Source organism: Sediminibacillus terrae, assembly GCF_009602435.1.
Classification (GTDB): domain Bacteria; phylum Bacillota; class Bacilli; order Bacillales; family Amphibacillaceae; genus Sediminibacillus; species Sediminibacillus terrae.
The window spans coordinates 347153-362276 of the sequence record NZ_VZDQ01000025.1 but is presented as its reverse complement, the minus strand read 5'-3'; the positions used below and the strand labels follow the sequence as shown (position 1 = coordinate 362276).

The window sequence follows — 15124 nt, the reverse complement described above, 5'->3', positions numbered from 1 at the left end:
TGAAACTAGATTGTTTGGAAAAAGAATTATCAGGGAGCGATAAACTGCTTTCGCAAAGCTGCAGTGCAGTTTTGCGTGTAAGCTTGCAGACCAAAGCGGTTCGATGATTTCGTCTCGCCTCAACAATCTAGCCAAATATTCAAACCTGTGCAGGTCCAAAGCCTGCTTGATACGTCATATACTCACAAGCAGTTCCATCTGCTATTACTATTAACTGATTAAAGGAGGGCCGTACTGAATGGACACTGGAACCCACATTGTCATGGGGGTTGCGCTCGGCGGCCTGGCCACACTCGATCCGGCCGTTCAACAAGATCCTGCTTTGTATAGTGCCGTCATGATCGGCACCCTAGTCGGATCGCAAGCACCCGATTCGGACACCATATTAAAATTGCGGAATAATGCTGTTTATATACGACATCATCGAGGAGCTACCCACTCAATGCCGGCAGTCCTGTTTTGGGGAGTTGCCATAGCAGGGCTGATCCATGCATTCATGCCGGACGTCAGTTTTCTGCATTTATGGATGTGGACATTTCTGGCGGTGATTCTTCATGTCCTGGTCGATGTCTTCAACGCATACGGCACCCAGGCTTACCGGCCGTTCACACGAAGGTGGGTCGCCTATGGGTTTATCAATACGTTCGACCCGTACATTTTCACCATGCACATCATCGGCATTGTCGCCTGGATGCTGGGGGCTGACCCAGGTTATACATGGCTGCTAATTTATTTTGTGATTTTCCTGTATTATATCAAACGGTATCTCGACAAGCGGGAAATCGTCAAGAAAGTGAAACGGCATATTCCGGACGTAGAACAAATCGTCACCTCGCCTACCATGAAACAAAACATTTGGCGGATCGCCGTGACCGCAAAAGATCGTTTTTATGTAGGCAGAGCTGAAAACGGCCATATCCACTTCATCGACGAGTTTGAAAAAGAGCCGCTGCCGGAAGACGAATTGACGGATATGGCCCTGCAGGACAAAAACATTTCGGCATTTCTGTCCTTTTCACCGGTGCACCGTTGGGAAATCAATTACTTTGATGATTTTACCGAAGTGCGGTTCATTGACCTGCGTTACCGATCGAAGGGACACTATCCTTTTGTGGCTGTTGTCCAAATCGATGACAATCATCGAATCATGACTTCCTATACAGGATGGATATTTTCCGAGAAAAAGCTGCAGCGCAAACTGGTGATCGAGGATTCTCCTTCCCCCTTCACTTGACACGTTCACTTTCTTGAATTTTCATGTAAAACACAAGGCTGGGAGCCCCTATTGCAGGGCACCAGCCTTTATTTATTTTCGCTATTGTTTTTGCGTTCGAACATCCTAGCGTATTTAGGATTATTGGCCAGAAACTCGTGCAGTCGCGGACCGTATTGATCGATCCAGCGTAATACAATTTGTTCGGTGACGTCTTTTCCCTGATACTTTTCTCCGGCTTTTGCCCGAGTGGTGTCGAAACCCTCCCAAAGCAGTTCGACCCATGTTCTGGCTTCGTCACGGCTCAACTGCTTATTTTTGTCGGCAAGTCGTTCTGCCAGCCGCTCAAACCGTTCCTGCATGTCAATCACCCTTTATCCAAGAGAATTCCGTGCGGCCCGGCATTTGGAAATGTCGGTCCGCACCGGTAATTATTGTACCACATAACCCTGCTGGTTACGTGAAAACTATGATTGCGCGGCTCCCAGGCAGCGCAGAATGGATTGGCGGGAACGGAGGGAATGCGAATGCGGAATAAAAAGTACGGGTTTCCTGATATGCGTATGGATAGCAAACCGCGTGCCAAAGGGCGATACAGTCCGAAGCGGGCGGATGGCTCGATCAACACCGAACCACAGGAACGCATGAAAAATTCTGCACACCGCTGAGGAGGAAAACAGCTATGGCCAGAAAGCCATTTGCCGAAAATCTCTACCAGGACCCTTTTCAATCTCCACGGGCAAACCCAAAACGTGCCAGCCAGCAAGTGAACGGTGAAACCCGAAAAAGCCAAAAGGACATCATCATGGATGTTCTCAAGAAAAAAGGCTGACACACAACAGTCCCTGCCTTTATGGCAGGGACTGTCCCTTTGCTGCTTAATCTAATTTTTTTCCGAGCAGCGAAATCGGGATCGCCTCCTGTTTCTCCACCGTTTCGCCCAATAGATTGATTCGGTTGCCCCAGGCAAACCTGCCGTTGATGTAACTGATTTTGAATGTGTGGCCCGGGTCCTGCTGCAATTCGTAGGTTTCCCCCGCAACGAATTCCTCCGGATTCATCATATATGCCAGCGCCATCTGAATTTTTCTTTCATGGATGGCGAATTCACTTACATTGCCCAGTTGTTCTGCTTTTTGCGCTTTTTCTTTCAAGGCTGCCACTTCCTGCCGAAGTTCTTCCACCGTAAATTCGCTGTATCTCTTCTCCACTCTCGATAACCTCCCCACACTTGATGCATTTCCTGCTTCTTTTTCCATTTTACCGCATTGTCCGTTGACCACAAAATATCTTTTACTTTATTATTGGCGGATACTTAATTTACACTTTCTACAGAAATTGGTAGTATATAGTAAATTTTGCCTGCGGAACGGTTGATTCCGTTGCAACCATTGTGAAGGATTACAAAAGGCAGGAGGTAAAATCATGTTTTTAACCCTCGTATTCCTGATTTCCTTTTTCATCATTCTATTCACCCGGCAGCCTAACGGGCGTTTGCAGACAGGTGCATTGGTGTTTGCGTTTTTCGGAGGTGTTTGGCTGGCACAATGGAAAGATGGGGATACTTCCATCCTTTATTTTTTGGTCTCCCTTGCCGGACTCGCTTACTACCTTTTTTATTATTGGAAATGGAAACGGAGCAGTCCACAAACAAACCAGAAAGCTTCCTGACTGACAGAGCTGCAAACCAACATTTGGTGTTCATTTCCCCTTTGTCTGAATGCGCTTGCAAACTGTATAATCGAAGTTGGTCATATACATAAGCGCCAGATTAGCGTAAAAGGAGCCAAGAAAATGCTCAAACTTTTTGTCACCGATCTTGATGGTACATTATTGGGAAATGAAAACCACATCCTGCCGGAAGACATCGACGCCATTGCCGGCCTGGTGGATGACGGCGTGGAATTTGCTGTTGCTTCCGGAAGAATGGACCGCGATATTCTCGAAGTATTCAAACAGGTTAACCAAACGGGGCATCGCGTCAGCCAAAACGGCAGCTTCGTTTATCATGGGAAAGATGGATTGGTACATACCGAAACATTCCCCGATGAATTGAGCAAGCGTCTGCATCAGGCTATAGCCAAGTATCCCACCGTTTATTCCGTTTCCACTGCTGACGAGGTATATGTCGCAGAAAAAACGCCGGAAATCGAAGCGTTCGAGCACTTGCTTTATTTCCCTGTCAAAGAGGAGAAACGACTGGAAGCATATTATGGGGAGACTGTCTTTCCTGCAAAATTCACCATCCATGGCGAGACCGCAGACATCCTTCAAGTCAAACAGGAAATCACGGAAGAATTCGGGCCGGTCATGGAGAGTTATTTGTCCGATGCCCATTGTGTCGATTTCGTTCCTAAAGGAATCAGCAAAGCTCTCGGCCTGCAGCGTCTCATTGATAAGCTGGGCGTTTCCGCTGATGAAATCGCCGTGATCGGCGATTCTTTCAACGATGTGCCAATGCTGGAAATGACACCATACAGCTATGCAATGTCTACAGCCCATCCTGATGTCCAGAAAACTGCGTCCCGTGTCGTCGACCACGTCCATCAGGCAATCCGCGATTTGAAAGAACGTAAGGTTTATTAAAGTTTTTCTTTGTAATTGCTAATTCAACGCTGCGAGTGAATCCTGCGCTTTTCGCGGTCGGCTGGTGAGCTTCCTGTAGCTAACGCTCTCGGGATCTCACCGAGGCCCGCCCTCCCACAGGGAAGATGTTTTCGATAGTTGATCCTCTTCGGACGAGTTGATCCTCTTTTTCCGGGTTTCGCTCTTCTTCTGCACGAAGTTGATCTTCTTTCTCGGCTAGTTGATCTTCTCCGGCCGAATTGATCTTCTTGTTCCGGGTTTCGCTCTTCTTTCTCTACTAGTTGATCCTCTTCGGCCAAGTTGATCCTCTTGTTCCGGTTTTCGCTCTTCTTCCGGGCGAAGTTGATCTTCTTTTACTGCTAGTTGATCTTCTCCGACCGAATTGATCCTCTTTTTCCGGTTTTCGCTCTTCTTCCGGACGAAGTTGATCTTCTTTTACTGCTAGTTGCTCTTCTCCGACCGAATTGATCTTCTTTTTCCGGTTTTCGCTCTTCTTCCGACCGAGTTGATCCTCTTTTTCCGGTTTTCGCTCTTCTTCCGGGAGAAGTTGATCTTCTTTTACTATGGTCAACATAGAAAACCAGGCTGTGTTGGACAGCCTGGTTTTATTCTGCTTCTTCTACGTATTCTTCGATAAAGCGGTCTATCTCTTCGAATCCAAAACCCTTCCGGTAAAGCGCAGCTTTCAGCTTCTGCTTGAGCTGCATCCCTTCCTCTTTTTTCGCATACTTGCGGAGCAGCTTTTCTCCCTGGTAAACAACCGCCTGCCATTCGGCATCATTATCGTCGCCGGTATCCACTTCCGCCAGCACATCCTTGATGACATCGCCGGTAAAGCCTTTTTGCATCAAGGTTTTCTGTGCATTTTGCAGCTGCTCCCGGAACGATTTCCTGCCATCGTTTTTCATCTTTTTCTCCATCCATTTGAGCGCCTTGTCAAATTGATCCTGATAGGTATAAAGCTGAATCGCTTCATCCGCAATCACAGCGGAGACTCCTTTATCCAGCAGCTCTTTTTTGACAAGCAATGGTCCTTTGCTGGTCGTGTTTTTGCGGGTCCGGACGAGTGAAGCGGCAAATTCCCGGTCATCAAGAAACCCTTCCCTTACAAGACGGTCAAGGACCACCGGAATTTGATCTGGTTCCACTTCTTTTTTGACTAGATAATCGTGAATTTCCTGTTTGGAACGCATTCGATAGCTTAAATAGTTCAATGCAAGGGTAAAAGACTTATGGATATTATCTTTTTCTATCAGCGCGTTGATAGTCGGCTCGTCCAGTTCCATCCCCTTGCGCAGCTGGAAGGAAATCAGGATATCCTCGTCGACGCTGAAGCCATATGCTTCTTTGTTATTTTGATCAAGGAAAATATTATAACGGTGTTTATTTTTCTTTTGTGTAGTTATCCGGGATATGGTCGCCAACAGGACTCACCTCCACCCTCCATTTTAGCACGGAAGGAAACTGCACACACGCATCGAAACATCGTATAATAAAAGAAAAATTTCTCTTACATACTAAAGGAGGGCATGATATGAACGTTGCAATTACGGGAGGAACAGGCTTTGTCGGTCGTTATCTGACCAAGCAACTCGTGGAAAGAGGGAACCATGTCTACGTATTGACACGTCATCCGGAACACCACAACAACACGGATTCGGTTACCTACATCGGCTGGCTGCAGGAGCACAGCAAACCAGAAGCCGAACTGCCTGCACTCGATGCGTTTGTCAATTTGGCCGGCGACACGATATTCGGATATTGGACGGAAGAGAAAAAGCAAAAAATCATAAGAAGCCGCCTGCAGGCTACCGAAGAGGTCATCCGGATTCTCCGGACAATGCCCGATAAGCCCCATGTGTTGGTCAATGGTTCGGCAATGGGGTACTACGGTACATCCACCACACAAGCTTTCACGGAGAAAACGTTGGAACCTGGCGATGATTTCTTGGCAAAAGTAGCAGCCCAATGGGAAGCTAAAGCGGCGGAAGCCGAAACAATCGGTGTCCGAACGGTTTATGCGCGGTTCGGTTTGATTCTCGGCCGCCAGGGCGCCCTCCCGTTGATGTCCTTGCCTTTCAAGCTTCTGGCAGGTGGAAAAGTCGGAAGCGGAGAACAGTGGGTTTCCTGGGTTCATATCAAGGATGCAGCCGAAATGATTTTGTTTGCCATCGACACTGCAGCGTTAAGCGGGCCCCTGAACGTCACGGCTCCAAAGCCGCAGCGGAATAAAGACTTCAGCAAAACCCTGGCAAAGGTCCTTAACAGACCTTATTGGCTGCCTGTACCGGAAAAACTGATGAAGACAGCACTGGGGGATATGAGCGAGCTGGTACTAAAAGGGCAGACTGTCCTCCCTGCAGCAGCTCAAGCGCATGGATATCCCTTTCAACACCCACAGCTTGAAGCGGCTTTGCGCGATATATTTTCTAAATAACCGCCCTCTTGAAGTCTGCTCCGCATGGAAAAAAGTGTCGGATATTGCTTGAAAATTTTTATTCCTTTTTCTCAAGTTTTTGTGTACTATATTCTTGTAAAACCGATTGTTTTTAAAATAGAAAATGGGAAGGCAAATGGTGCGCCACCAGTTTGACTGGTTCTAGTGGGTTCGATTCCCACCCCGAATTTTTGTTGGTAGTTGATAAAAATTCGAGGGTGAGGCGGACCACTAGCGATTCCTAGTGTTACTTTCATCCTCTCCACTAATAGGAGGGATTTTTTTATGCTGAAAAAACGAGACTTACACGAGGTGCCCCAATTATTCGAACTGATGAGTCATCCGAAGGTGTTTCCATACGTCCGCCACAAAGCATTTTCGACGGATGAATTTTACTTTTTGACTAAACAGACAATCGAACAGGAAGAAGCCGGCAAGCTGGTATCACGCACAATCTTGGATGAATACCAGCAGCCGATCGGCACCATTAATCTGTTTGATATCAACAGGAACAAAGGATTTCTGGCAACATGGATCGGCCAGCCCTTTTTCGGCAAAGGCTACAACCGGATCGCCAAGGAACAATTCTTGGAAGAATTATTTACCGTGTACGGCATGGAAGCGGTGTTTATCAAAATCCGCCGGAGCAACCCCCGTTCAATGAAGGCTGCCTTGAAGTTGCCATACCTTCAAACTGGACAATCAGCTTACCCGGATGTCTATCAGGCCATCAATGCACACAGCAACGAGCCTGTGTACGATTTATTTGTCATCACTTCGGCAGACTATTTCTTCCATCGCCAGCCTGTCGAAGCAGGCGAAGGGGAAGCAGTAGTATAAAGGGTGCGCATTTGGAAATGCTAGAGGAAAAGCCTGTACCTGCCTGTTTCGTTGGCAGCGGGCAATTCGAAAGCGAGGGATTCGATGAGCAATAAACGGGGTGTCAACGATCCAAAGAACACGCTATCCAAAACCCAGCAAGTGCTATATCAAAAAGAATTCAAAACAGCAGATCGCATGTATGCTGAAACAAAAAAGCGGGTTTAATTTTGACCAGGCAGGGAATATCTTTATTGTAGCCCGATACATTGTGGGCAAAAGTTATCCACAAGGTTGTGCACAGTGTTGATAAGTATCTGAAATAGTTGAAGTAATTAGACTTTGATTGTTGATGAAAATCTTATTAACTTTTCAACTATAATTGTGGATAATGTGGAAAATATCCACAAACCGTGTGTATAACCGATTTGATTTGTGGATAAGATTGTTAATAAGAGATTGTCCTACTCCAAACGTTTTCCCGATTCCTCCCCTTTTTCGGTTAAGAGTTCGACAATCTAAAAAAAGAAGGCTTTCGTCAATAACTTGGCGAAAGCCTTCTTTTTAGCTAAAACCATTTCATACAACGGGGCGAGTTTTTTATGTAAAGGATAAATCTGCGTCTATTCGCCTGCACAGCAGTTCACGCGCACGAAGCAACGCTTCTGAAGCTGTCTCGCCAAAACCGTAACCCGCTGCGATACCAGCGCATTCAAGCTCCAGCGCGGCCTGCCAGACCGCTGTCTTTGTCGTACCGGGCAGCATGACGGTAAGCGTCCCCTCCTGCTCCTGTTTCACTGTCACCTCTGCGCTGTCCATTCTTAATCCATTCACCAGCCATTCCGCCATATTCTTACCTTCTTCAGGATATAAAGCAAGACAGCCTATCATCCTTTACTTCCTCCTTTTATTCTATTTGGTAACATTTTACTACATGTTCACCAATAGAACAACAGTTTCCGCACTTTTTCTAGTAATAATGTTACGATAACGATTAACAAATACGAGTTGCGAGTGATTGCCGGATGAACTATGAACAACTAGCATACAATTTGAAATATTACCGCGAACAATCAGGCTGGACACAGAAACAGCTATCAGAAAAAATGAACGTTTCCCGCTCTGTCGTAACCAAGTGGGAGAATGGCACCGTCCTGCCCGATCTCAAATCCATTATAAAACTAAGCAGAATTTTTGATATATCCGTCGATTTGATTGTCGGAATCGACACACCACGCGAAGACGTATTAAAGGAGTTCAATCGGCTGTATAACTCTACTGGCGAAGCCATTGATGAGGAAACCTTGGAAATCTTCGACTATTTAATCAAACACCCACAATTCAAGCAGCAGGTGAAACAGATGATGGGCCTTCCTGTTAAAAGACAGAAGGCGATTCACCGTATGATCGCCAGTATGGTTGAAGAGTTCAGCCGGGTTTAACGGTGTCGGAAGTAAAGCCGGAAGGTTGTGTTTCCAGGCCAAGGGACGACGTGGGCGAAAGCTGAAACTTAATATCCGGTTTGATTGGATGAGGGCTTTCTATTGCAGTTACATAAACCGGATGAACCACTTTTCCAAACAAAAAAAGCCCGGTTTCCCGGGATTATTTATGGTTATCCTGTTTCTTATCGAATTTTTCGAATACCTTATTGGCAACGTTATCTTTTTCTCTCTTCTCTGCCTCTTCCAATTCAAACAGAACTCGATCATTATCCGGCAGTTTAAAATACTCTTCTTTACGGGATTGTTCATCTTTCAATGCCATGCTCCCTGCCCCTCTCCTTTTATTTGCCACCGTGAAACATCTGCAGCGGTTAAAACTGCTGGTTTATTTCCGGATCAAAATAATTTTTCCGTTTGATCCAGACGAAACCGTCTCCCTTGGTGATTACAGCGACGTCAATCGGCGGTCCGACAGATTCTGTCGCTCTCGTCAGTCTCTTCTTGAAGGAAGTAAGATTGACCAGCGCTTCCGCCATTTCGGCCAGCTCCTCTTTCGGAAGCGACCTGACAATCCCAAGCAATGGCCTGACATATTGATCTTGCTGATATTCTTCCACTGAATCTTTGATTGATTCATATAGTTCATTACCCATTTTCTTCATGGTTCTAACCTGTTCTGTCGAAAACTTGATATTCAACTGCTTCTGAATATGTTCCGGATAATCTCCCAACACCCGATCGATGATCCCGAACATCGCATCTTCCATGTTTGGCTCGATCCCGCCCATAAAGGAATCGACCATTTCTCTCTGAGCGAACGCCGTGATGGAAGCAGTTCCAGCCTGCTTGTCATTGGTATAGCTGATTTTCCTTTCCCGGAGCTTTTTATATTTCAAATTGCCGAACACAAATCCTTCCAATCGATATTCGATTAAATGAGGAAATATCTCCTTATCTCCGTATCCTGCGATGACTAGCCCGGTGCTTCCCAGGCTGAAAAAATCCTTTTTGACCGCTTCGAAGGCAAGCCTGATCAGCCTTTCATCCAACGAATCAGGGACTGTGTACATGATCAGTTCCTGCTTGATTTCCGAAATGACGTGATGAAATTTTTCCTTGAACGGCCCATAATCGATGTTCAGGAACTCTTCTTCCATTTCCCTATATGTTTTTGTTTGCTCGTTTACTTCGTTGGTGAGTAATTCGGTGACTTTTTCATCGGTGACATCTTCACCCTCATTTTTCCGGCTGTTTACCTCTTCTTCCACATCGCGTACTATCCGCTTCAGGAGATCTGAAAAGGTCCTATGTATGATGATCTCTTCAATCTCCTCCGCTTTGAACCGATCATCCCGGTTCAAGAAAGAAATAAAGTCCGCAAAATAATCACCGACTTCCTCAAAAGTCCGATCCTGTAATTCCGACCGGTAAGATTTGATGATGACCTCCCACGGTACTTCCATGAAAGAAGCTGCACCATACACCATAAATCCGATGGAATGATGTCTGGATAACGAAAAAAGTTTATTGGCCGAGTTGTACACTTTCTGGACACCGTCCCTACCGCTTGTAACGGCACTGTCGGCAGCCATCGACATGCCCAGCTTGTTCATGATGGTCACTTCTGCAGTCATCTGTTTCACGCCTTTCCCGATAAACTATTCTATTCGTTGTATATCCAAAACATATAGACCCGAAACCCTTCGGAAGGGAAATGCATAAGCATCGAATTTGAAACGAAACCTACAGGCAATGAAGGGGATGGATTACAACAATAATATTCTCCGACGTTGTACCTAATCGATTGTGCTTTTCTGCATCTAAAGATACAATTATCCCGAGAAAAGGCGGTTTGCCTTACATTCAAACGGGGAAGTGTTATAATTGAAAACGGGACTGGAAAAATAACGTTCGGTCCTTAGCTAAAAGGAATGACAACAATGGATAAGAAATCAACCGAAGCAGAAATTGCCAGCTATACCGGAAAGCTATTCAGAGATAATTTCGGCAAAGGCCCATCATCCATTTTTGTTTCATTTGTCCGGCCATTCATCACCATCCATCTTCGTGATTTTCTGGCACCGATGGAAAAAGTGCTTGTCAAACAAAACAACAACTTGAAAGTGCAGGAAACTCGGGATTTATTGATGCAGGAACTGCTTCCTGATATCAAAGCGACCGTCCGGACAACGGCAAAAGTGGAAATCCGAAATATTTATTACGACTGGTCTTTGGAAAACAAGACCGGGATCATCATTGCCGAGATGGCAGATAGTGAAATGAAAAACGATAGTGACTATTTAAGTTATCCAAGCCGCGAACAAGTCCATGAGGAAATCGTCCGCTTCAGTGAAAAGGCGCAAAAGGCGCCGCGCAATTTACATTCACTGATGCTGAACCCAAGGACACTGGTCATCGTACGCGAAGGAATCCTGGTGCGCATTGAGCGCGAGCTGATAGCCGCAGGATTCGAGGAACAGTTGAAGCTGTCCAAACGCCGGCTGGAAAAAAGTTTACTGAATACTGATTTGCTGGAATCATTGCTTGAAGTCCAAATCGAGGACGTGTTTGCCGATTGGGACTTCTCCTTGGATAAAGGCTATATCATTATTATAATGAAACCAGAAAAATAACAGGTGGAAATGAGCTGGATGATGAAAGCCAGACATAAGCCGAAAAGGAATGTATACGTACATTCCTTTTCGGCTTTTTATTTTGTGAATTTTCCTGTCTGTATAGCAAAAACATTCCATTCGATGATCCATATGTTAAACAGGGGGAGTAGATAATATGTATAAAGTGACGGGGTTAGTGAAAGGCGGCATACGTGTAGAGTTTTATCAAGACAATAAGGAGCTGTTATTCGACACATACGATGAGGCGGCTGCCTTTATCGAAAAGACAAAACAAGAAAATGCACTGCCTGATAACTATCAGTTGTTAATCGAAGAAGTCGCCAGATAATTTCACCTGGTGGATGAAACTTTTCGCAGTCAGCCTTCGTATACTAAGTAAACAGCACAAACAAGGACGTGTTTACATGTATACGGAAGAATTACAGCAGAAGACGTCAGCGAACTTAGAAATTTTCGATCAACTGAAAGCAAAATTGAAATGGAAGGTTTCTGACCAGCGGGTCTTGATGATGGCCGCCTCCATGTATGTCATAAACGGGAAAACGTTTGATTACGGAAAGTTCGTCCGGCTTGCCGATTATATCAAACAGGAAGTGGGGATATTTTCATCCTTGAAATCCCAATCCAGATTTACCATTGCGGCGATGCTGGATGTCCGGTTTGCAAATCCCCGGGAAAAATTCCAGGAATTGCGCAGGATATATAAAAGGCTGATAGAGACAGGGTTCCGTCGCGGAATCTTCACCTACATTTCCGCCATGGTCCTGCTTTCCCATGCAAAGGAAAACGGTGATTTCAGCGATGACATTCTCAAGACGGATGCGATGTTTCAGAAGATGAAGGACGAGCACAGCTTCCTCACTTCCAGCAGTGATTACCCACTGGCAGCACTGCTGGCCCAAAACGACGGCACCGTTACGGAATTGACCGACCGGACGGAAGCGTATTATGAGCGGCTGAACAAACAAGGATTCCGCAAGGGAAACGACTTACAGTTTCTCAGCCACATATTGACACTGGATGAGCATGTCGATGTGGACTTGCTTGTCGAGCGTACGTCCTATATTCACCAGGCTTTTGGCCAGGCAGGAATTAAACAAAAAACCAAGTTTTATCCGGAGATGGGCATGCTGGCGCTGCTGCCGGAAGAACTCGTCGAGTTGGATGTCATCAGTCAAATTATCGAGGAGTTAAACAAACACAAGTCGTTCCGTTGGCAAAAGGATATCACGACCATTCTGGCCATCAATTTGTTCATGAGCGACAAGCTTGCAGATTCATCTCTGCTGGAAACAAGTCTTTACACCACGATGGAAACCGTGATCCAGGCACAACAGGCAGCCATGCTTGCAGCCGTTGCAGGAGCCTCGGCCGCTGCTGCCTCCAGCAGCAGTTGATGACTGGCTAGTGATGACAAAAGAAGCCTCCTATTTGGAGGCTTCTTTTGCCAGTTGCTGAAAGTATTCCTTTAAATAAACTTTCAAGTCTTTATCTTTTAAATCAGCAATCTCGGAAACGGAAAAGGATATAGTCTGTTCCTCTTTTTTATCATAGACATAAAAAGTCGGGTCTATGTTCCGGATACTGGCCGTTTCCATGCTGTTCATTTTGACCATCATATAGCGGCTTTCGGATGCCGTTTGATCTTCCATAACCTCATCCCCCCTTTGCCTCATTATAATATAGTCGTCCCAATACTGGAATAATCCATTCCTTTTTTATTTCGATAGTTTTCCTGATATTTGATCTTCTTTTATTGTTATTTTATCTTGTTTTGCAACTTTTGATTCTTTTTCGGTAAGAGTTGATTTTCTTTCAGAGGAAGCGGCGCCTCCGTCTTTTCCAAGCTTCCATGATAGAATGATAGCAAGGATAAAATTATGAGACGAAGATAAAAGAGGTGAAAGAATGAGTAAACGCAAACTGGTAATCGCACAAAACATTGAAAAAGAACTGCAAGGCCAAGTGAAAAATATTGTCCCGGATTGGGAAGTGATCGTCGGGAAGGATCAGGAAACGTGGCAGAAACATGTTCAATCGGCTGAAATCATTGCCGGCTGGAAAAAGGATATGAGCGCAGCTCTCAACGCTGCATCCAGCCTCCGCTGGGTGCAAAGCTGGAGTGCGGGAGTGGACAGCCACCCGCTCGAAGCTTTTGCTGAACGGAGCATTGCTTTGACAAGTGCAAACGGTGTGCATGCTTATCCGATTTCCGAGACGATTTTTGCAATGATGCTCAGTCTGACCCGCAAAATTCATGCTTATGTACGGAATCAGCAATCGAAAACATGGGCCCATGAACACTTGAAACTGGAACTTCACGGAAAAACAGCCGGCATTATCGGGATGGGTGCAATCGGGAAAGAAACTGCCAAGATTGCCAAGGCATTCGGTATGAAGGTGATCGGCGTGCGGCATTCACAAAAGCCGGAGGAGTTTGTCGATGAAATGGTTACTACTGAGCGGCTGAACGAGGTACTCCCGTCGTGTGACTATGTCATCGTCACTGTGCCGCTCACCAGCGAGACACATCATCTATTTGGAGAAAAACAGTTCCATACGATGAAATCTTCCAGTTTCTTTATCAATATCGGACGCGGGGAAGTCGTCGACGAATCTGCCTTGGTTGAAGCATTGCAAACGGAAAAAATCGCCGGCGCAGGACTGGACGTATTTGAAAAAGAACCGCTGCCGGAAGATAGTCCGCTCTGGGAGCTGGACAATGTCATCCTGACACCGCATTCGGCAGGTTCTACCGAACATTATGACAAACGCCTGATCGAAGACATTTTCATCCCCAATCTAAAAGAGTATCTCAAAGGGGAAGCACCTTCCATCAACCTTGTCGATTTTGACAAAGGATATTGACGGGAGAGGAATGGATGACATACTTTCTGAAACTAAACGGGGTCAGCATGCTTTATGCATTAATGGCCCTGATTCCACTCGAACTGACTGTAAATATTTATCGAATATACCGATTGACCGGTTGGAAAGCGACAGTCGTCAACGGAACACTTCTCGCCGTCATGCTGATAGTGTTCGTTGTTGGGTCGGTCGGAATATACGTATTAAGTAAAAAGTGGATAAAAGGCCGAAACGCTGGTTTTTGGACAGCCGTACTTTGGATTCCGTACTTTCTCCTTTTCACTTACGGGTTTTCCAGGTTGTTTCCTATCACGAACCCTGGAGATGAACCGACCCCTGTATTGGGGTTGATTATTTTGCCTGGATTATTCGCTTATCCGTTTTACATTTTGATTTTAACCTATATAGCCAACACACAGGTTAAAGAAAATGCTCACGCAAAACCGAAAAACCCCACCATATAAAAATGGCGTGCCAAACCACATCGGTTTGCACGCCATTTCATTTACGCTTTCCGGAACGCCCTTCTTTCAGCATAAGGGACACATTTATGACAAACAAGCACTTTTGCGCCGCCATCATTTCTATATTCAGTCGGCTTTACTGCTTTCTGGCCGCACATTGCACATTTTTTCTTTTTGAAAAGGTTGAACATAAAAACAATCCTCTCTATCGTTTTTACGTTGTCTATTTTACTAGCTAAAACGGCAAAGCTGCAATCGAACTGCCTTTCAACCCAGTCCTTCGAGCCACTCCTGAAGCACAACCGCCTGGTTATGCTCCGTATCCTTTGCCCCGTAAACGAGGGTCACCGATTCACTTTCCTCGATGATTTCCTTCAGTTTCCCGATATGCTCTCTTTTTGTCTCATCCATTGTGATTTCCTGGATATATTTTTGTTTGAAATCCGGGAATTTCTCCGGGTCATGCTGAAACCATTTTCGCAGTTCGGCAGACGGCGCAAGCTCTTTCAACCAGTGATCCACCGCCGCTTTTTGTTTCGAAAGACCACGCGGCCAAATCCGATCCACCAATACACGCACACCGTCATCGTTTTCCGGTTGCTCATACACCCGCTTTCTATTAACCTGCACCATTACCACTCCTTCATCTGTAAAGC

Annotated in this window: 23 protein-coding genes; 14 read left to right on the top strand and 9 right to left on the bottom strand. The window is 45.6% G+C overall.

The annotated features are described in order from the left end of the window. The first annotated feature begins 238 nt into the window (after nucleotides 1-238). Complete coding sequence (locus tag F6X55_RS15185; protein ID WP_026569369.1) at nucleotides 239-1234, top strand: metal-dependent hydrolase; 996 nt, start codon at nucleotides 239-241, stop codon at nucleotides 1232-1234. Nucleotides 1235-1302: 68 nt separating this feature from the next. On the opposite strand, the gene F6X55_RS15180 is transcribed toward F6X55_RS15185, so the two are convergent. Continuing rightward, nucleotides 1303-1575, bottom strand: a complete 273-nt coding sequence (locus F6X55_RS15180; RefSeq protein ID WP_153464563.1) for a YfhJ family protein — start codon at nucleotides 1573-1575, stop codon at nucleotides 1303-1305. A gap of 165 nt (nucleotides 1576-1740) precedes the next feature. Between F6X55_RS15180 and sspK the strand changes: the two genes are divergently transcribed. Then, nucleotides 1741-1881, top strand: a complete 141-nt coding sequence (gene sspK, locus F6X55_RS15175) for a small acid-soluble spore protein K (RefSeq protein ID WP_074600354.1) — start codon at nucleotides 1741-1743, stop codon at nucleotides 1879-1881. Nucleotides 1882-1895: 14 nt separating this feature from the next. Next, complete coding sequence (locus tag F6X55_RS15170; RefSeq protein WP_074600353.1) at nucleotides 1896-2045, top strand: YpzG family protein; 150 nt, start codon at nucleotides 1896-1898, stop codon at nucleotides 2043-2045. Between the two features lie 46 nt (nucleotides 2046-2091). On the opposite strand, the gene F6X55_RS15165 is transcribed toward F6X55_RS15170, so the two are convergent. Next, on the bottom strand, nucleotides 2092-2424 hold the full coding sequence (locus tag F6X55_RS15165; protein ID WP_153464561.1) for a YfhH family protein: 333 nt from the start codon (nucleotides 2422-2424) through the stop codon (nucleotides 2092-2094). A 214-nt stretch (nucleotides 2425-2638) separates the two neighbouring features. On the opposite strand from F6X55_RS15165, the gene F6X55_RS15160 reads away from it, so the two are divergent. Together F6X55_RS15160 and F6X55_RS15155 are read left to right on the top strand one after the other, a co-directional pair. Then, nucleotides 2639-2884, top strand: coding sequence for a hypothetical protein (locus tag F6X55_RS15160; RefSeq protein WP_153464559.1), 246 nt, complete (start codon nucleotides 2639-2641; stop codon nucleotides 2882-2884). A gap of 123 nt (nucleotides 2885-3007) precedes the next feature. Beyond that, nucleotides 3008-3799 (top strand): Cof-type HAD-IIB family hydrolase, encoded by a 792-nt coding sequence (locus F6X55_RS15155; RefSeq protein WP_026569366.1) that lies wholly within the window; start codon nucleotides 3008-3010, stop codon nucleotides 3797-3799. A gap of 277 nt (nucleotides 3800-4076) precedes the next feature. Here the strand turns inward: F6X55_RS15155 and F6X55_RS15150 are convergent, their stop codons facing one another. After that, the gene (locus F6X55_RS15150) at nucleotides 4077-4373 is read right to left on the bottom strand and encodes a hypothetical protein (RefSeq protein WP_153464557.1); all 297 of its coding nucleotides are present in this window, start codon (nucleotides 4371-4373) and stop codon (nucleotides 4077-4079) included. Nucleotides 4374-4404: 31 nt separating this feature from the next. After that, nucleotides 4405-5223: a recombination regulator RecX gene (gene recX, locus F6X55_RS15145; protein ID WP_153464555.1), complete on the bottom strand. Its 819-nt coding sequence runs from the start codon at nucleotides 5221-5223 to the stop codon at nucleotides 4405-4407. A gap of 110 nt (nucleotides 5224-5333) precedes the next feature. Between recX and F6X55_RS15140 the strand changes: the two genes are divergently transcribed. The 3 genes from F6X55_RS15140 (at nucleotide 5334) to F6X55_RS15130 (ending at nucleotide 7283) form a co-directional block, all read left to right on the top strand. Next, complete coding sequence (locus F6X55_RS15140) at nucleotides 5334-6236, top strand: TIGR01777 family oxidoreductase (RefSeq protein WP_153464553.1); 903 nt, start codon at nucleotides 5334-5336, stop codon at nucleotides 6234-6236. A 285-nt stretch (nucleotides 6237-6521) separates the two neighbouring features. Then, the gene (locus F6X55_RS15135; protein ID WP_026770742.1) at nucleotides 6522-7076 is read left to right on the top strand and encodes a GNAT family N-acetyltransferase; all 555 of its coding nucleotides are present in this window, start codon (nucleotides 6522-6524) and stop codon (nucleotides 7074-7076) included. 84 nt (nucleotides 7077-7160) lie between these two features. Further along, the gene (locus tag F6X55_RS15130; RefSeq protein WP_083334884.1) at nucleotides 7161-7283 is read left to right on the top strand and encodes a YfhE family protein; all 123 of its coding nucleotides are present in this window, start codon (nucleotides 7161-7163) and stop codon (nucleotides 7281-7283) included. Between the two features lie 372 nt (nucleotides 7284-7655). On the opposite strand, the gene F6X55_RS15125 is transcribed toward F6X55_RS15130, so the two are convergent. Next, on the bottom strand, nucleotides 7656-7946 hold the full coding sequence (locus tag F6X55_RS15125; protein WP_026569362.1) for a hypothetical protein: 291 nt from the start codon (nucleotides 7944-7946) through the stop codon (nucleotides 7656-7658). A gap of 134 nt (nucleotides 7947-8080) precedes the next feature. Between F6X55_RS15125 and F6X55_RS15120 the strand changes: the two genes are divergently transcribed. Continuing rightward, entirely contained in the window at nucleotides 8081-8497 is a 417-nt protein-coding gene (locus F6X55_RS15120; protein WP_026569361.1) for a helix-turn-helix domain-containing protein, read from the top strand. 163 nt (nucleotides 8498-8660) lie between these two features. On the opposite strand, the gene F6X55_RS15115 is transcribed toward F6X55_RS15120, so the two are convergent. Then, entirely contained in the window at nucleotides 8661-8822 is a 162-nt protein-coding gene (locus F6X55_RS15115; RefSeq protein ID WP_153464551.1) for a hypothetical protein, read from the bottom strand. 49 nt (nucleotides 8823-8871) lie between these two features. Then, nucleotides 8872-10134 carry a hypothetical protein gene (locus tag F6X55_RS15110; protein WP_153464549.1) on the bottom strand — a complete coding sequence of 421 codons (1263 nt, stop codon included), beginning with the start codon at nucleotides 10132-10134 and terminating at the stop codon, nucleotides 8872-8874. A 306-nt stretch (nucleotides 10135-10440) separates the two neighbouring features. On the opposite strand from F6X55_RS15110, the gene F6X55_RS15105 reads away from it, so the two are divergent. The 3 genes from F6X55_RS15105 to F6X55_RS15095 all read left to right on the top strand — a co-directional run bounded on the left by F6X55_RS15105 (nucleotide 10441) and on the right by F6X55_RS15095 (nucleotide 12533). Continuing rightward, the gene (locus tag F6X55_RS15105; RefSeq protein WP_153464547.1) at nucleotides 10441-11133 is read left to right on the top strand and encodes a Na-translocating system protein MpsC family protein; all 693 of its coding nucleotides are present in this window, start codon (nucleotides 10441-10443) and stop codon (nucleotides 11131-11133) included. A gap of 157 nt (nucleotides 11134-11290) precedes the next feature. After that, on the top strand, nucleotides 11291-11464 hold the full coding sequence (locus tag F6X55_RS15100; protein ID WP_153464545.1) for a hypothetical protein: 174 nt from the start codon (nucleotides 11291-11293) through the stop codon (nucleotides 11462-11464). A gap of 76 nt (nucleotides 11465-11540) precedes the next feature. Further along, nucleotides 11541-12533 (top strand): DUF4003 family protein, encoded by a 993-nt coding sequence (locus F6X55_RS15095; protein ID WP_153464543.1) that lies wholly within the window; start codon nucleotides 11541-11543, stop codon nucleotides 12531-12533. Between the two features lie 30 nt (nucleotides 12534-12563). On the opposite strand, the gene F6X55_RS15090 is transcribed toward F6X55_RS15095, so the two are convergent. Then, entirely contained in the window at nucleotides 12564-12788 is a 225-nt protein-coding gene (locus F6X55_RS15090) for a hypothetical protein (RefSeq protein ID WP_026569358.1), read from the bottom strand. Nucleotides 12789-13044: 256 nt separating this feature from the next. Between F6X55_RS15090 and F6X55_RS15085 the strand changes: the two genes are divergently transcribed. Next, the gene (locus tag F6X55_RS15085) at nucleotides 13045-14004 is read left to right on the top strand and encodes a D-2-hydroxyacid dehydrogenase (protein ID WP_153464541.1); all 960 of its coding nucleotides are present in this window, start codon (nucleotides 13045-13047) and stop codon (nucleotides 14002-14004) included. A 14-nt stretch (nucleotides 14005-14018) separates the two neighbouring features. Then, nucleotides 14019-14468, top strand: a complete 450-nt coding sequence (locus F6X55_RS15080) for a hypothetical protein (RefSeq protein ID WP_153464539.1) — start codon at nucleotides 14019-14021, stop codon at nucleotides 14466-14468. Between the two features lie 267 nt (nucleotides 14469-14735). Here F6X55_RS15080 and F6X55_RS15075 read toward each other — a convergent pair whose 3' ends face one another. Further along, entirely contained in the window at nucleotides 14736-15098 is a 363-nt protein-coding gene (locus tag F6X55_RS15075; RefSeq protein WP_026569355.1) for a DUF488 domain-containing protein, read from the bottom strand. Nucleotides 15099-15124 lie beyond the last annotated feature (26 nt).

Bases quoted from the DNA above. Each gene is read 5' to 3' on its own strand.
- F6X55_RS15185 (WP_026569369.1), top strand. From the start codon at position 239: ATGGACACTGGAACCCACATTGTCATGGGGGTTGCGCTCGGCGGCCTG.
- F6X55_RS15180 (WP_153464563.1), bottom strand. From the start codon at position 1,575: ATGCAGGAACGGTTTGAGCGGCTGGCAGAACGACTTGCCGACAAAAAT.
- sspK (WP_074600354.1), top strand. From the start codon at position 1,741: ATGCGGAATAAAAAGTACGGGTTTCCTGATATGCGTATGGATAGCAAA.
- F6X55_RS15170 (WP_074600353.1), top strand. From the start codon at position 1,896: ATGGCCAGAAAGCCATTTGCCGAAAATCTCTACCAGGACCCTTTTCAA.
- F6X55_RS15160 (WP_153464559.1), top strand. From the start codon at position 2,639: ATGTTTTTAACCCTCGTATTCCTGATTTCCTTTTTCATCATTCTATTC.
- F6X55_RS15155 (WP_026569366.1), top strand. From the start codon at position 3,008: ATGCTCAAACTTTTTGTCACCGATCTTGATGGTACATTATTGGGAAAT.
- F6X55_RS15150 (WP_153464557.1), bottom strand. From the start codon at position 4,373: ATGTTGACCATAGTAAAAGAAGATCAACTTCTCCCGGAAGAAGAGCGA.
- F6X55_RS15140 (WP_153464553.1), top strand. From the start codon at position 5,334: ATGAACGTTGCAATTACGGGAGGAACAGGCTTTGTCGGTCGTTATCTG.
- F6X55_RS15135 (WP_026770742.1), top strand. From the start codon at position 6,522: ATGCTGAAAAAACGAGACTTACACGAGGTGCCCCAATTATTCGAACTG.
- F6X55_RS15130 (WP_083334884.1), top strand. From the start codon at position 7,161: ATGAGCAATAAACGGGGTGTCAACGATCCAAAGAACACGCTATCCAAA.
- F6X55_RS15125 (WP_026569362.1), bottom strand. From the start codon at position 7,946: ATGATAGGCTGTCTTGCTTTATATCCTGAAGAAGGTAAGAATATGGCG.
- F6X55_RS15120 (WP_026569361.1), top strand. From the start codon at position 8,081: ATGAACTATGAACAACTAGCATACAATTTGAAATATTACCGCGAACAA.
- F6X55_RS15115 (WP_153464551.1), bottom strand. From the start codon at position 8,822: ATGGCATTGAAAGATGAACAATCCCGTAAAGAAGAGTATTTTAAACTG.
- F6X55_RS15110 (WP_153464549.1), bottom strand. From the start codon at position 10,134: ATGACTGCAGAAGTGACCATCATGAACAAGCTGGGCATGTCGATGGCT.
- F6X55_RS15105 (WP_153464547.1), top strand. From the start codon at position 10,441: ATGGATAAGAAATCAACCGAAGCAGAAATTGCCAGCTATACCGGAAAG.
- F6X55_RS15100 (WP_153464545.1), top strand. From the start codon at position 11,291: ATGTATAAAGTGACGGGGTTAGTGAAAGGCGGCATACGTGTAGAGTTT.
- F6X55_RS15095 (WP_153464543.1), top strand. From the start codon at position 11,541: ATGTATACGGAAGAATTACAGCAGAAGACGTCAGCGAACTTAGAAATT.
- F6X55_RS15090 (WP_026569358.1), bottom strand. From the start codon at position 12,788: ATGGAAGATCAAACGGCATCCGAAAGCCGCTATATGATGGTCAAAATG.
- F6X55_RS15085 (WP_153464541.1), top strand. From the start codon at position 13,045: ATGAGTAAACGCAAACTGGTAATCGCACAAAACATTGAAAAAGAACTG.
- F6X55_RS15080 (WP_153464539.1), top strand. From the start codon at position 14,019: ATGACATACTTTCTGAAACTAAACGGGGTCAGCATGCTTTATGCATTA.